This window comes from Paenibacillus sp. FSL R7-0273, from assembly GCF_000758625.1.
In the GTDB taxonomy this organism is placed as follows: Bacteria; Bacillota; Bacilli; order Paenibacillales; family Paenibacillaceae; genus Paenibacillus_AQ.
In genome coordinates this window covers 2,797,822-2,812,531 of the sequence record NZ_CP009283.1, presented here as the reverse complement: position 1 = coordinate 2,812,531, position 14,710 = coordinate 2,797,822, and the positions used below count along the sequence as shown (strand labels likewise).

General features: G+C 51.6%; 12 protein-coding genes. 3 read left to right on the top strand and 9 right to left on the bottom strand.

Features of this window, described 5'->3' with window-relative positions:
* Positions 1-67: 67 nt before the first annotated feature.
* From R70723_RS11880 to R70723_RS11865, 4 genes are all read right to left on the bottom strand, one after another.
* Entirely contained in the window at positions 68-3,364 is a 3,297-nt protein-coding gene (locus R70723_RS11880) for a chitinase N-terminal domain-containing protein (protein WP_039872231.1), read from the bottom strand.
* Positions 3,365-3,705: 341 nt separating this feature from the next.
* Positions 3,706-4,599, bottom strand: a complete 894-nt coding sequence (gene lgt, locus R70723_RS11875) for a prolipoprotein diacylglyceryl transferase (protein WP_047171105.1) — start codon at positions 4,597-4,599, stop codon at positions 3,706-3,708.
* 39 nt (positions 4,600-4,638) lie between these two features.
* Positions 4,639-5,172 carry a chromate transporter gene (locus tag R70723_RS11870; RefSeq protein WP_039872230.1) on the bottom strand — a complete coding sequence of 178 codons (534 nt, stop codon included), beginning with the start codon at positions 5,170-5,172 and terminating at the stop codon, positions 4,639-4,641.
* A 13-nt stretch (positions 5,173-5,185) separates the two neighbouring features.
* A complete protein-coding gene (locus tag R70723_RS11865) occupies positions 5,186-5,821 on the bottom strand; it encodes a chromate transporter (protein ID WP_039872229.1) in 636 nt (211 codons plus the stop codon).
* Between the two features lie 252 nt (positions 5,822-6,073).
* Between R70723_RS11865 and R70723_RS11860 the strand changes: the two genes are divergently transcribed.
* The 3 genes from R70723_RS11860 (at position 6,074) to R70723_RS11850 (ending at position 10,153) form a co-directional block, all read left to right on the top strand.
* Complete coding sequence (locus tag R70723_RS11860) at positions 6,074-7,261, top strand: ROK family protein (RefSeq protein WP_039872228.1); 1,188 nt, start codon at positions 6,074-6,076, stop codon at positions 7,259-7,261.
* 112 nt (positions 7,262-7,373) lie between these two features.
* A complete protein-coding gene (locus R70723_RS11855) occupies positions 7,374-7,688 on the top strand; it encodes an ArsR/SmtB family transcription factor (RefSeq protein ID WP_039872227.1) in 315 nt (104 codons plus the stop codon).
* Positions 7,685-10,153: a DsrE/DsrF/DrsH-like family protein gene (locus tag R70723_RS11850; RefSeq protein ID WP_039872225.1), complete on the top strand. Its 2,469-nt coding sequence runs from the start codon at positions 7,685-7,687 to the stop codon at positions 10,151-10,153. The genes R70723_RS11855 and R70723_RS11850 overlap by 4 nt, the downstream gene beginning before the upstream one ends.
* Before the next feature lie 36 nt (positions 10,154-10,189).
* Here the strand turns inward: R70723_RS11850 and R70723_RS11845 are convergent, their stop codons facing one another.
* The 5 genes from R70723_RS11845 to R70723_RS11825 form a co-directional block, all read right to left on the bottom strand.
* Positions 10,190-11,269, bottom strand: coding sequence for a GerAB/ArcD/ProY family transporter (locus R70723_RS11845; protein WP_081957357.1), 1,080 nt, complete (start codon positions 11,267-11,269; stop codon positions 10,190-10,192).
* Between the two features lie 26 nt (positions 11,270-11,295).
* Positions 11,296-11,520, bottom strand: coding sequence for a hypothetical protein (locus tag R70723_RS11840; RefSeq protein ID WP_039872223.1), 225 nt, complete (start codon positions 11,518-11,520; stop codon positions 11,296-11,298).
* Entirely contained in the window at positions 11,517-12,719 is a 1,203-nt protein-coding gene (locus R70723_RS11835) for a Ger(x)C family spore germination protein (protein WP_039872222.1), read from the bottom strand. Before R70723_RS11835 ends, R70723_RS11840 begins: the two co-directional genes overlap by 4 nt.
* Complete coding sequence (locus R70723_RS11830; RefSeq protein WP_231574870.1) at positions 12,716-14,236, bottom strand: spore germination protein; 1,521 nt, start codon at positions 14,234-14,236, stop codon at positions 12,716-12,718. Before R70723_RS11830 ends, R70723_RS11835 begins: the two co-directional genes overlap by 4 nt.
* A 130-nt stretch (positions 14,237-14,366) precedes the next feature.
* Positions 14,367-14,645: a hypothetical protein gene (locus tag R70723_RS11825; RefSeq protein WP_039872220.1), complete on the bottom strand. Its 279-nt coding sequence runs from the start codon at positions 14,643-14,645 to the stop codon at positions 14,367-14,369.
* Positions 14,646-14,710: the final 65 nt, after the last annotated feature.

Below are 14,710 nucleotides of genomic sequence, written 5' to 3'. Positions count from 1 at the left end.
TTTTCCCGAAATTAAGCTACCTAGAAAATATACGGGGTCCGGCTTGGCTATATTCGTTAAAGATCTATTATTTGCTGACGCTTACCCTGATAATATCACTCACCGTCTCCCCCGCTGCATTGACCAGCTCTGCCCGGTATTCATATTCACCGGAAGCGCGGCCGCTGACGGCAGTGACCGCACTCTGCGCTGCAGGCGTGTTAGCATTGAGCGCCTGTGTGTCGATTAGCTTGCCGTTCTCATACAGACGGTACTCTGCAGCATTAGTGCCCCACCACAGGTTCATCGTTATATTGTAGGTGCCGTCTCCATCCCAGTTGTCCTGACTCAGAACCGGCTTGCCCGGAGCAGCGTCACGGATCGTTACCGTGAGCGGCTGGCTCGTGGTCGTACCGTATTTGTTGGTCAGCTCCGCAGTATACACATAAGTACCGTTCGCTTTGCCTTTAAGCGCTGTGCTGGCCGTCTGTGCTGAAGGGGTAACATCCTTCAATTGACGGGTATCAATCAGTGTTCCGTTTTCATACAGCCTGTAGCTGGCAGCGTTATTGCCCCACCAAAGGTTCATGGTCACGGAATAGTTTCCGTCGCTCAAGCCATTGGTATGGCCGCTGTCCGAGGACAGCACCGCCTGACCGGGCTTGTCCGTTGCGAGTACGGCTCCGCCTGTAATCTGGAAGGTGTAGCTTTTCTCTGCAGAGTTGCCTGCGGCATCAGTCACAATGTATTTAATGATATGGGACCCGGCTCCCAAATCGGCTGCGCTAAGAGTCTGTCCTTCAGCAACCGGCTGTCCATCCAGCAGAAGCTGCTTCGAGGCTATGCCGGAGAGCTTGTCCTCCGCAGCCAGTTCGAACCTCAGCTGCCCTTCCTCTGCCACATCACCTACCGCATGGCCGGACTCCGTCAGCTCTGCCGTTGGCGCAGCGGTGTCAATATTAACACTCAATGACTTCGTCTCTTCCGGCTTGCCTGTAGCCGGAACTGCATGGTAAGCCAGCTGATGCCGTCCGTCTTCACTTACGGCAACCGGTGTGCTGTACAAGGCTTCAGTGCCGCTGTTCAGCGAGTAATAAATTTTGGCTGTATCAGAATCAGCCTCGAGGCTCACTTCAACCGGCCGGTTCAGCCAGCCCGCAGCGTTCGGTTCTGCGGACAGCTTCGCGGCAGTTACCGGAGCCGCTTCCTCTGGCGCTGCGCTGAAGTCTGCGAGACTTCTCGGCTTGAGCTGGAAGACCCCTTTAAAGACCGCGGCAACGCCTGTAATATCCAGCTTCTGTCCTTCCGCATAAGGGAAGCTATCCTGCGTGATGCCTGTCCGGACATCTACCCGGATGTGATTGCTTGTCCCGTCACCGGCCACAGCGTCGAATTCAAAGGAGCCGCTGGGAGCGGCAGTGATAATATTCGTTACTTCCACATAACTCAGCTTGATCAGCTGCCCCTGATTGCTGTCATTCACCGCCGCTGCGGCAGCAGGCTCAGGAAGCGCCGCTGTGCCGGTCTTTTCAATCTTTACAACCTCCGTCAGCTCCAGCTCCGTATTGTATAAGGCCGTTGAAGCCGTTAGCTTGACCTTGTCGCCGGCGTGAAAACCGCTTTGATTCTGATAGACATACAATCCGCCTGTTTCATCCTGCAGATAGAAGGTCTGTCCGCCGAATATTCCCGGCTCGGTTGTGACGACGCCCTCTACCGTTACCAGGGAACCGGCCGCTTTGCTCCGGGCTTCGGAGATGGATACGGCCGCCGGAATGGGATCTTCCTCGGACGGCAGCGGTTCTGCCGGCACATTGCCCAGCGTCACGGGCTTGGTAAGCAGATTGGTTCCATTCTGGCGCAGCCGCAGATTGGAGGCCGCAGTTGTGCCCGGCTTAATCTGCACCGTCAGATCCTTGTAGGCATAACCATTCAGATCGGCAGTCAGGCTGAAGGTGGAGCTGTAGCCATAGCTGGCCGGCCACGTGCCGTCACTGTTCTGGATCTTGGCGATCTGGGCTCCGCCGCTAACCTGGTAAATACCCAGCTGGAAGCCGGATACGCTGGTTCCCGCAGGAATATTATCCGCACTTACGCGGATCTGGAAATTCTGCGCATTTGGCAGCACAGCCTGGTGCGTGAAATTGTATTCCGCATTGGCAGCAGACGCCGGTCCGCCGTAGGAACCCGCTTTGAAGGTCGTACGGTCATACCATTTGTAGCCGGCATTCGGCGCAGCCCATGGCTCCGGCTGCGGCTCGGTGGACAGCGCCGGCTCTTCAAATGGAAGCAGCGGTGTCGGCTGATCCAGCGTCAGGCCGCTGACCTGGGTAAAATGAGTATAGCTTTCCTGTTCGGCAAGCCAGTTGACTGTATTCACCAGAAGCTCGGCATCGTCAGCTTCCTTGAAGCCGTCGTACGTTGTTTTTCTTGCGCCTGTGTCCTCGCGCAGATATTTCGGCGTGATATCCTCAACCGGTGAGGAGTCGCCGATAAACGCCGCTTTGCCGGCGCCTTTTTTGGCTACTGCCACATAAGGGCCTTCCTCAACCCCGCCGCCGTTGTAGACACCCTGGTCCACTGCGTTACCCCAGGCAGCGTTCGTCTTCGGCAGATAGACAATGCCCTTCGCCCGGGCCGGGTCGATAATCGCCAGCGTGGAGCCGGCATGCATAGCTACTGCTGATACGCCGGATGTAATGCCGAAGGCCTGGGAGGGAGACACGATGTTGTTCGCGGTAATATCGCCGAGTGCGTTATAACGGAACCGCACGCCGAATTCTTCCGCCAGCCAGTCAGAGCTGACTACACCCTGCATCGCAGCGGAGCCGGCCTCTTCGGCGCTCATGCCCTTGGCCGGGTTGTCCCAGGCGCCGCGGCGGTAGCCGTTGAAGGACTCATTGCCGTCCCAGCGGTTCTTGTTACGGTCAGCATTATAATGGTCGCCGATGAAGAAGATACTGCCGCCGTTCTCTACATATTCCGCCATGGCCGCCTGCTCGCTGGCTTTGTACGGAATATTGGCTTCAGCCACGATGAAGACGTCATAGCCGGAAAGATCACTGGACGTAATCGGAGTCGTCTTGCGGAGCTCCTTGACGTAATAGCCTTCCTGCGCAAGCGCATTGCCAAAGTCGGAAAAAGCACCGTCGATCACCCAGTCGGCCGCCCCGGCCGTCTGGGCGTGGGTATTGTCGAACAGAATTTTCTGGCCGGCACGCTCATTGACCACCTTGGCTTCAATATACGGTGCGGGGTCGCTTGGCCCGTCAGCATATACTGCCGCTCCGGCACCGAATGCGAACCATTGCAGCGGCACAGCAACTGCTGCAGCCAGCGTGCCGTTTAGCAGCCTCTTTTTCCAACCTGAATGCTTCTCCTTCATGTCCTGCCTCCTTAGAATATAGATCGGCGGCCTTTTCCATCATTATCCACCGCTTGTCGTCTTATATGCTAGCGTGGAAGGATCAAGCAAAACCCTGATTTATGTAAACCACTGGAAAATTATACTTTTGAACTAGACGCAGGAAGAAACAGGGTCGAATCCTGTAATTAAAATATGAAATAAGTCGCAGTGCTGCAGCGATTAGGACAGGAAATGTCCTATATGATTCCGCATAAAGAGAGCAGCCGGCTTTATATCACCGGCTGCTCTATGAACGGAATTTGATTATGCGTTAACACAATGCAGGATTTGCGGCTCAAATGGACTTGGCAATTCCGCGGTTAAGCTTCACGCTTAATATCCGAGCTATACGGTACCGCCGTTTTACGGATACGTCTAACGGTAATAAAGGCGGCTGCAACCAGGACAATGAGAATCGCCAGCAGCTGCGAGGTCCGGATATTTTCTCCTGCTTTCATCGTCCCCCAGCCCAAGAAGCTTACCGGGCTCCATAATGCTTTTAACAGAGCTGCAAGCCATTCCGGTCCGGCAAAGGACAAGCTGTCTGTACGGACTCCTTCTACATAGAAGCGTCCGATGGAGTACCATATAAAGTAGCCCATAAAGAGTTCACCGGCCTTCAGGAAATGCCTCCGCCGCAGGAAGAGCAGCAGAATTAGCCCCGCCAGGCTCCATAAAGATTCATACAGGAAGGTTGGATGGTAATACTGGCCGTCTATGTACATCTGCTTCACAAGGAAAGAAGGAAGCTGCAGCTTACTGTCCAGAAACTCCTGCGAAACAGGGCCGCCATGGGCCTCCTGATTGACAAAATTCCCCCAGCGGCCGATCATTTGTCCCGTAATTAATCCGGGTGCGCAAATGTCGGCAATTCTCCAGAAATTGTATCCTTTTCTTTTTGTGTAAATGACCGCTGCAATAACTGCACCTATCAATGCACCGTAAATCGCGATACCGCCGTGCCAGATCATGAATATTTCAGCTAAGTTATTCTTATAGCTATCCCACTCAAAAGCCACATAATAGATTCTCGCACCAACTATAGCGGACGGAAAGCCGATCAGCACCAGGTCGTAGAAAAACTCCTTTCCGATCCCAAACCGTCTTCCCTCACGGATAACAAGCATTAAGCCCAAAAGAGCACCTATCCCGATAATGATACCGTACCAGTGCACTGGAATCGGCCCGACGGAAAAAGCGACCGGGTTCAGCATCCCGCTGTCACCTCCTTATTATTTATGAGTAAGAATGCGTTAAAATAAAACAATCCCGCCTACCGCCGACAACAGGATCACCGCAAAGGGATGGATTTTATACCGGAGCACTGCTACCAGACTCCCCGCACAAATCAGCAGCATCCCGAACGTGGACCAGCTTACCAGTGACCCCCTCGCGCTTCCTATGCCGAAATGAATGGCAGCATAAACGATGAGCCCGGTAATAATGGGCCGTAATCCGTAAAACGAGGAGCGCACCCAGCTGTTGCTTTTCATCCGGAGGAAAAAGGCCGTAAACAAAATGACAATAAGCAGCGACGGCAGAATAATGCCAATGGTCGAAACGATCCCGCCCAGTATACCCATTTGCGAATAACCAATCAGTGTGGCTGTATTGGTCGCTATCGAGCCCGGAGCCATTCCGGCCAATGCAACCAGCTCCTGAAACTGCCCTGGGGTAACCCAGCCTTTTTCTGTTATTTCACGTTGAATAAGTGCAATCACGGCATACCCGCCGCCAAATGAGATCAGTCCCACCTTCAGAAACAATAAAAATAATTCAAGCAACATGCCACCAGCACCTTCAGATGTAATATTCAAGGTAATTCAAATCAGGCTGCTGATTTTTTACCTGCTTTTCCGTTTGAGCCGACAGGCCGAAGGCCCTTTTAACCGCAATAATTGCAACTCCTGCAACGGGTCCCCCCAGAATCAGATACAGGGAGTGCAGAGGTGTGAACAATAACAGCAGAACACTGATACAGGCAATCAGCAGCGTGGGGATATCCATAATCGACGCCTTGCCTATTTTAAAAGCAGCCACTATAATCAGCGCCACAACCGCAGCATGCACACCTTTGAGCGCAGCCTCCACTTTGGGCACATCCTGAAACAGCATACCCAAAATGCTCAGGAGCAGCACGATCAGGAAGGTTGGCAGCGTAATCGCGAACACAGCCACAATAGCTCCTAAAACGCCGCCCAGCTTATACCCTACAAAAGCAGCTGAATTTACCGCAACCCCTCCCGGAGCAGAACCGGCAACTGAAACCATATCCCCGGTCTCCCCCGGCTTCAGCCAGGCCTTTTTGTCCACAATTTCCCGCTCAATAGCTGCAATCATCGCATATCCGCCCCCGAATGTCGAAGGCCCCAGCTTAAAAAAGACAGCAAATAACTGCAGTAAAACTTTAATATGATCCTTTTTCCTTGCGTTCATCGCCTTACCCCCGTAACCATACTGCGCCCCTAACCTTTTTTGCCTTTAAAATTATAACACGTTAATTCCATTTTGGAAAAAAGTATACGCAAATTCTTATGTTTTTCTTGTTAACATTGTGATTATTGGGCCGACTTTCATTCAAAATGAAATTAACTTCATTATTCCTATATCAATAACTGGATAAAACGCCTGCTATCCGCTATACTGGGCATATCCCGACCTATTCACTTGGAAATGGAGCAGATAGAGATGCCTAATCCTTCCTCTTTTTCACTCAAAAAGCAAATATATAACCGCATTGCGTACCTGGGCACCATCTCCAAAGCCGATTTACTCGAGCATTTCTCTATTACAGGCAGCAGCATGACCCGGATTCTCGAAGAGCTGCTTGCGCAGGAGCTGATCCTGGTTTCCGGACTGGGTACATCAACCGGCGGGCGCAAGCCTATTCTTTTTCAGGCTAACCCTTCTTACCGCTATCTTCTGGGACTTGATATCTCGCGGATCAGTTCCTCCCTCGGCTTGTTCGATCTTCAGCTTAACTGCTTATCCTCTGTACGCTGGGAGATGGGTCCTGAGCTTTCGCCTGAACGTCTCATTGAACTTGTCATACAAGAAACGGATGCTATGCTGCAAAATCACCATATACAATATGACCAGTTACTCGGTTTGGGAATCGGGGCAGTCGGCCCGCTTGATGTACAGACGGGGGTTATCCTGAAGCCGGAGTACTTTTTGTCAGATGCCTGGAGCCACGTTCCCATTTGCAGACTCTTTGAAGAAGAGCTTAAGCTTCCGGTCAAGCTTGATAACGGGGCTAACACAGCGCTGTTGGCTGAGCATTGGGCACTGCGGGGTGAAGCCTGCAGGAATATGCTCTATGTACACGCTGGAGTCAACATACGGTCATCCATTATGTCCGGAGGACAGATCATCCGGGGTTCTGCTAATACTGAGGGAGCTATCGGCCAGATGATCATTCAGACGGGGGGACGGCGGCTTGGCGATAAGGGGAATTACGGTGCCCTGGAGGCGTATGTATCCCTCCCTTCACTGGAGGAGCGCGTCCGTTCCCAGCTTCGGATGGGCCGTGAAAGCTCCCTGCCGGCAGTTCCGCCTGAACACATCACCTTTTCTACCTTACTGGAAGCCTTGCAGCGTAAGGACACTTTTGTACGGGAAATGTTCCTTGAAACAGCCTCCTACCTCGGAGTTGGACTTGCTAACATGATTAACACGGTTCATCCGGAATATGTGATTGTCGGCGGGGCGCTTATTAATGCGGATCCCATAGTCTACGAGACGGCGGTTAACGTGGCCCGGAAAAATATACATGACTCTTCAAGCTACAAGCCCTTATTTACTCACGGTATCCTTAGAGAAGAAAGCGTAATGACCGGAGCGGCACTCCAGCTTCTTCAGCTTTTGGAAATTTAAAAAAGTCTATATTACGGTTGAAGCAAAGTCTCCTTTCCGGTAAAGGTTTGACTTTGCCAAAACTATATCGTATTATTTGAATATAGTGATATATCCACCCGGGAGGAATACCATGAATCAGTCCGCTTTTTTCAACAGTGATTCCAAGCAATTTAACGAATTGGCTGAATTATTAAAGGCTTTGTCTCACCCTGTCCGCCTGTGCATTGTACGAGGTCTGATGCGCAAGAAGAAATGCAATGTATCCTATATGCAGGAATGCCTGGACCTTCCGCAGTCAACAGTGTCCCAGCATCTGCAGAAGCTGCGCAGTGCAGGCATTGTAGAAACCGAGCGCAACGGCCTGGAAGTGAACTACGTGCTTGCTGACAAGCGGATTGAACAGCTTATACCTATTTTATTCGGAGAGGAAGATTGTGAATCATGAGCAAGAAAGTATTGATTGTGGGCGGTGTTGCCGGAGGTGCCTCCGCAGCAGCCCGCCTGCGCCGTCTGGATGAGCATGCCGAAATTATCCTGTTTGAGAAAGGGCCTTACATCTCCTTTGCCAATTGCGGTTTACCTTATTATATAGGCGGTTCCATTGCTGACCGCGAACGCCTGCTGGTTCAGACTCCCAAAGGCATGGCAGACCGTTTCCGGATTGATGTCCGGATACAGAGTGAAGTCACAGGCATTGACCCTGTCAAACGTACGGTCCAAGTCCGGAGCGGGGAACGGGGACTATATGAAGAAAGCTATGATGAGCTGATCCTGTCACCCGGTGCCCGGCCCGTCATTCCCGATCTGCCCGGAAAGGACCACCCGCTCATTCATACCGTCCGCAACATTCCGGATATTGACCGCATCAAAGAACTCATTACTTCTCATAACAACCTGTCTTCCATAGTTATTGGCGGCGGATTCATCGGTGTCGAGATGGCAGAAAATTTAAGGGAAGCCGGATTGGCTGTAACGCTGATTGAAGGTAATGAGCAGCTGCTAGCACCCTTTGATCCCGAGCTTGCCGCTTCGATTGCCCGGGAAATGGAACAGCATGGCATAAACCTGCTGTTCTCACAGCGTGTCCAGGGCTTCCGGTCCCTTAACGGGGGTATTGGCGTAGAGCTAGCCGGCGGCCGTCTGCTGAATGCAGATCTGGTCATTCTGGCGATTGGGGTAACTCCGGACACCGGCTTTCTGCGGGGCAGCGGAATCGAGCTTGGCGAACGCGGACATATCCTTGTTAATGAAGCGCTGGAAACCAATCTTCCGCATATCTACGCTGCCGGCGATGCCATTGAGGTTATGGATTACATTCATGGCACCAGGACCGCAGTTCCGCTTGCCGGCCCTGCCAACAAGCAAGGCCGGATCATTGCCGACCGGATTGCCGGACTCGATTCTGTCTATAAAGGTACCCAGGGCTCCTCTGTTATTAAGGTATTCGGACTGACCGGAGCAGCTACCGGCAGTAATGAGAAGACATTGAAACGTCTTGGCGTCAGCTATCAGAGCGTCATCGTCCATCCCGGGTCCCATGCCTCCTACTATCCCGGCGCAAGCCCGATAGCCCTTAAGCTACTGTATACGCCGGAAGGTAAAATTCTTGGCGCGCAGGCAGTCGGCTATGACGGGGTGGATAAGCGGATTGATGTAATAGCCACAGCTATTCATTTCGGCGGTCATATCACTGATCTGGCAGAGCTTGAGCTGTGTTATGCCCCTCCTTACTCGTCTGCAAAAGACCCGGTTAACATGGCCGGTTATGCAGCAGACAATAATGCAGCCGGACGTGTGCAGCTTTTCACGTATGACCAGCTTGATTTGCGTGAGCGGGATCAAACACTTCTTCTTGACGTACGAAGTGCTCTGGAGCATCAGAACGGACATATCCCGGACTCATTGTCCATTCCGGTAGATGAGCTCCGTGAGCGCATGCATGAGCTGGATGCCTCCAAAGAGATCTGGGTCTACTGTCAGGTTGGCCTGCGCGGATATACAGCTGCGCAAATTCTGCGGCAGCATGGCTATCAGGTGAAAAATCTCAGCGGCGGATATAAAACGTACCGGGAGTCGCAGTATAAACCAGCTCCATTCTCTGAAACGGACGGCAGCAGCGGGACAGCTCCTAAGGTTAACGGGCGTTCTTCAGCCGAAAGCGAGCCTGCCCTTAAGATAGACAGCGATTTAAATGTATGCGGATTAAGCTGCCCCGGCCCGTTAATTCAGGTCAAGCAGGCCATGGATCAGCTTGCTGCAGGCCAGACTCTCCGTGTACAGGCATCTGATCCGGGCTTCTATGAGGATGTGAAGGCGTGGTCGGCTATGTCCGGCTCCCGGCTTCTTCAGCTAAACCGGGGAAAGGGCGGCATTATTGAGGCTGTAATTGCGAAGCAGACGCCGTCCACTATACCTCAAGCAGAAGTTGCTTCTGCCGCAGCGCCTGCAAGTACCATGGTTATCTTCAGCGGTGACCTGGATAAAGCCATCGCCTCTTTTATCATTGCCAACGGAGCAGCTGCCAGCGGCCGCAAAGTAACGATGTTCTTCACCTTCTGGGGACTAAGCATATTACGCAAGCCTCAGCCCCCGTCTGTTTCGAAAACCATGCTCGGACGGATGTTTGACATGATGCTGCCGGGGAGCAGCCGCAAGCTCGGCTTATCCAAAATGAACATGCTCGGTGCAGGTCCGAAGCTGATCCGCAGCATTATGTCGGGTAACAATGTTGCCTCACTGGAGGAGCTCATTGAGAGCGCAGCTGCACAGGGAGTAGAAATGGTGGCCTGCCAGATGTCGATGGATGTTATGGGCATTAAGCAGGAGGAGCTGATGGACGGGATCAAAATCGGCGGAGTCGGTTACTATTTGGGTGAGGCGGCTTCGGCTAACCATAATCTGTTTATCTAAAAGGCGGCTATATCTTTGGAGTGCCTAAGGGGGAGATCATTGCTTTATCCTCCCTTTGGCCTTAAAGGTAATAAACCAGACTAAAGGCAGCAGGATGTTGAAGAAGATCACACCTGTCGGCCATACCGCAGTAATCTCAGCAGTGACAGATGGATTGTCCCAGACCAGCATAGCCAGCGGGATGCTCAGAAGCGCCAACGGGGGCAGCAGCCGCTGGTGATTTTTGAGCTCAAATAATTCAGCAACACCCTGTGTGCATATGTAGTAGGTAAAAATCATACGGTAGAACATCACGATGAACCAGATCACCGTTACTGCAGTTTCAATCCGTTCATAGAAACCGCCTACGGTAACGGTCTTGGCTGCAAACTGGCTGGCATAAGGGATATTCGGCGGCAGATTCTCACCGAGTACGGCTATAACCATAACAGTCAACAGCAGCAGACCCAGACCAGTCAGCCAGGTGCTGTGCCAAAGGGCTTTACTGTAGGTCTTCTTATTTTTTATATAAGGTGCCAGAAAAAGGCTTAACGCAATTTCACTGTTCGGATAAGCCAGAAACATTACTGACCCATGCAGGACAGGACGGATTCCGTCCTCCATTACAGGCAGGAAGTTGTCCCATTCCGCACCATGAAGCAGGGACAGCAGCAGCACCGCCAGCAGAAAGCCGGCAATGGGAAAGGTCAGCTCGGCCGATTTGGCCACCGCTTTTATTCCCTTAAACAGGCAGTACATCATGGCTGCCAAAATAAGGATATAGATCGCTGAAGGCGGTGTTTCAATATAGAGATCGGTGCTTGTAAAGTCACCCAGGCTGCGCAGGGTCAGCACAAAGATCTGAAAAGGCACGAAGAAAAGACAAAGAGCAAGCAGCGCTTTTCCGAACCCTTTTCCGAAAGTCCGGTTTAAGTACTTGCCTACCGAATCTCCGTTCATCTGCTTGAAAATCCCCGTAAATAGCGGAATTAGAAGCATTTGCAGACAGACCCCGAGCAATATGGACAGCCATGCATCCTTTCCGGATACGCCGATTAGTGAAGAAGGGAGTCCCAAAAGGGCGCTTCCCCAATAATTTAACGTCAGCAGCAGTGTCAATTCACGAGCGGTCAACATGGGCCTCCTCTCTCTTCCCCGGCTTGCTATCCCATTCCAAGAGCCCTATTCACCATTTGGAGCAGCGTTATGTAGGGCCGCATCAGTACAGGCTCGATCCACTTTTGAGCATAAATGATATTCATCGCCAGTGCACTTCCGTACAATCCGTGAAGGACGAGCTTTTCCTGCCACGCCCTTCCAGCCTTATGAACGGGCAGCCACTGCCAGATCCACAGCAAAGATGTGACTACAATCAATAAAAGGTTCATTCCAAAATCCCTTTCTGGATCGGGTTAACAATTCTGCCCCGGCCCTTAACCTCATATTTAACGACGACTTCAACCTCCATCCTGCTGAACATACGGTCCCAGTCTTCTTTCCACACCCTCCATTGCTTCGGGTATTTATGATGAAATTTCTGTCCGAAGCCGAAAATGTCGGATGCATAGCGGGTCTGCACTTCCCTAATGCCATGCTCAATGAGTTCCCTGGTCTTCCTGCCGGCCAATTCCCCCACCTCTTTAAGCACCTTACGGTCATTAAGATCCAGCTTACATTCCACTTCAGCGATATTGCCTTCAATCGAAACCTCAACGGTTGCCGAAGGTCCTCCCTCTTTCAGTCCGGGAATGATTTTGGTACGGGAATTGATCAGCTCCATAACAAACTCCCCTTTTTGATTCGGACACTCTACTTTGCCTACCGTTGATTTGACTTTTCCTGTTACATAGTTATAAGCCTTGCTGTCACTCTCATTCAGCCAGCCCAGCAGCACATCATCCTTCATGACCCCTATGCCTGAATATTCAAATTTGGCAGGGCTGTCCAGAACGGAGATATTGTCTTTACTCATTCCCTTTTCTATATCCCCCACCATCTTAAGACCGGTCAATACCGCCTGCTGCCCTTCTGTATTAAACCACTTCATTAGATCAAGCAGCCGGACCGCCGCTGTCGGCGCCCACACCTTTTCCGATTCATTCAGGGAATCAAACATGTCCCGGGCAGGCATCTGCTCCAGCGGGGTCAGTATTGAAAGGGCATCATGTGCAGTGCCGTTGCGGACGATAACCACATTGAAGTTGGGCCGCACCTCATGATCCCGGAACAGAAAATCAAGTGAATCCAGCACTCCCTCCCTGGCAATGGACTCATCAATAAGCAGAATGCTTAAATGGGAAAGATATATTTTACGCGGCAGCTTAGTTGTCAGCTTGCGCAGCGCCTCCATCACTGTGCTCTCCTCAGTAGCCATAACCAGGGCGGGCGGGCCGTTTGCTCCGCTTGCACCCGAAGCAGCCTGGCGGGGAGCAACAATCTGCGTGGTGACGCGGTACCCGTGCTCCGTCCGGTCGATGCCCAGACCGATTGACACCGCCAGCTCATTCAACTCTTTGCGGCTCCAGCAGCCGGACAGCACCAGTGTCATGAGTACGGCTGTCCATACAACCAGCACAGTTCTTTTCATACCGGTTGTCTGCCCTTGGTTTTTTTGTGCTTGTCGCGAAGCCAGTAAGGCGCCCTGATTAGACCGTCAACCTGTTCATTCTTTAAGTAAGGCGCGTAAGGCCGCATATAAGGGATACCCATGGAATCGAGGCTGCACAGATGCACTGCCAGCGCACAAAAGCAAATGGTCAGTCCAAAAATACCGAAAGAGGCCGCTACCCCCATAAATAGAAAGCGCACCAGCCGGAAAGCAATCGACATATTATATGCGGGAATGACAAAGCTAGAAATGCCGGTAATGGCAACTACAATGACCATTGCCGCCGATACAAATCCGGCATCCACAGCCGCTTGTCCAACAACGATGGTTCCTACAATTGAGACTGCCTGTCCGATATTACGCGGCATCCGGATGCCCGCTTCCCGGATAATTTCAAAAGTAATTTCCATCAGGATTGCCTCTACGAATGCCGGAAACGGGACACCCTCGCGCTGGAACATCAGGCTAAGCAGCAATTGAGTGGGCAGCAGGTCCTGATGGAAGGTAGTGATTGCGATATAGATAGCTGGTGCTATAAGGCTGATCCCGCCCGCAACCATACGCAATATCCGGATAAAGCTGGCGAACAGATAAGGCTGGTAGCTGTCTTCAGCAGATTGAATAAAGTCCAGAAACATAGAGGGCAACACAATTGCAAAAGGCGAGCCGTCGACAAACAGGGCAATCCGTCCCTCTGAAAGGGCTGCGGTCACCGAATCCGGCCGTTCTGTGTTCAGCACAGTAGGGAAAATAGTCCCTTTATTACTCTGCAGATATTCCTCGATATACTCTCCCTCCAGCACCGTCTTTAATGTCAAATGATCAATAAGCTTCCAGATCTGATCCAGCAGCTGCTGCTCAGCCATGCCGTCGATGTACATCACGGAAATATCAGTCTGGGTCATCTGTCCTGCGGTATGTGTTTCAATGCGCAGCCGTTCGTTCTTCATTTTGCGTCGGATCATCGTAATATTGGTGCGCAGATCCTCGGTGAATGCCTCCTGGGGTCCTCTAATGACCGCCTGGGTTTTGGTTTCCTCAATGCTGCGTTTTTCATAGCCTTGGATAGACAGAGACAAGCTTCGGGTATACCCGTCTATCATCAACAACAGGCATCCTGTCAGAATAGTCCGGACTGCGTGAGGAAAATCTTTTACCGTGCTTACTTGTCCGACAGGCAGAATTTGTCCGGAAAGCAGATCGGGCAGATCCGTCTCAAACGGAATATTGCCCGTGTTCTGAATAGCAGGAATAATGCTTTCCTGCAGGAGCTGATTATCAATCATTCCGTCCAGGTAGATCAGCTGGATTTGACTGCGGACGAGCTTACTGTCAGCATGTATTCTGCCTATCCAAAGAGAACGGATCGTCAGATCCGAGCTTGCCCCCAGGATTTCTTTGATAATCGATGTATTCGACGATGAATCTGATCCCAGCGGCCGGCTCTCCCCATTCTGCTCATCATCCCTGCTGCTTTTCTGATCATTGTTTCTCAAGCTTAACCACTCCTTGCACAGCTCTCCTGATTCTGGTAAGTAGTGTTGCCCGAACCGCTCATTTCATGCGCAAAAAAATCCCGTCAGCCGAAAGCTGACGGGAGCGGATGCAAACTAAAAAATATGTCTTTTAAGGAAGCAGTCTCTTTACCTCAGTGATAAACGGCTCCGCAGCCGTTTCTACAGGATAGGCATAGACCCCCTGCTTAGTATGCAGATAAAGAACGCCTTGCCCTTGTCCAAGATCCCGGAAGGAAATATCAAAGATTTCGGCCAGCTGAAATTCCCGGTAGGCCGTTTCTATCCGGTCAGAGTACAAGCAGAGTGAGCGTTGATGAATAATGGTCTCAATGCTATCAGCAGCTACAATCCGTTCAACTTTATAGTAAGGCTGAGTGGCGATGATCATAAATACTCCTCCTAATGTCCGGATACGGAATTTCTGGTTCCCTCGCCTCCCTGATGGAATTCAGC

Excerpts from the sequence above, each read along its gene's own strand:
- R70723_RS11880 (WP_039872231.1), bottom strand. The coding sequence starts at position 3,364 with ATGAAGGAGAAGCATTCAGGTTGGAAAAAGAGGCTGCTAAACGGCACG.
- lgt (WP_047171105.1), bottom strand. The coding sequence starts at position 4,599 with ATGCTGAACCCGGTCGCTTTTTCCGTCGGGCCGATTCCAGTGCACTGG.
- R70723_RS11870 (WP_039872230.1), bottom strand. The coding sequence starts at position 5,172 with ATGTTGCTTGAATTATTTTTATTGTTTCTGAAGGTGGGACTGATCTCA.
- R70723_RS11865 (WP_039872229.1), bottom strand. The coding sequence starts at position 5,821 with ATGAACGCAAGGAAAAAGGATCATATTAAAGTTTTACTGCAGTTATTT.
- R70723_RS11860 (WP_039872228.1), top strand. The coding sequence starts at position 6,074 with ATGCCTAATCCTTCCTCTTTTTCACTCAAAAAGCAAATATATAACCGC.
- R70723_RS11855 (WP_039872227.1), top strand. The coding sequence starts at position 7,374 with ATGAATCAGTCCGCTTTTTTCAACAGTGATTCCAAGCAATTTAACGAA.
- R70723_RS11850 (WP_039872225.1), top strand. The coding sequence starts at position 7,685 with ATGAGCAAGAAAGTATTGATTGTGGGCGGTGTTGCCGGAGGTGCCTCC.
- R70723_RS11845 (WP_081957357.1), bottom strand. The coding sequence starts at position 11,269 with ATGTTGACCGCTCGTGAATTGACACTGCTGCTGACGTTAAATTATTGG.
- R70723_RS11840 (WP_039872223.1), bottom strand. The coding sequence starts at position 11,520 with ATGAACCTTTTATTGATTGTAGTCACATCTTTGCTGTGGATCTGGCAG.
- R70723_RS11835 (WP_039872222.1), bottom strand. The coding sequence starts at position 12,719 with ATGAAAAGAACTGTGCTGGTTGTATGGACAGCCGTACTCATGACACTG.
- R70723_RS11825 (WP_039872220.1), bottom strand. The coding sequence starts at position 14,645 with ATGATCATCGCCACTCAGCCTTACTATAAAGTTGAACGGATTGTAGCT.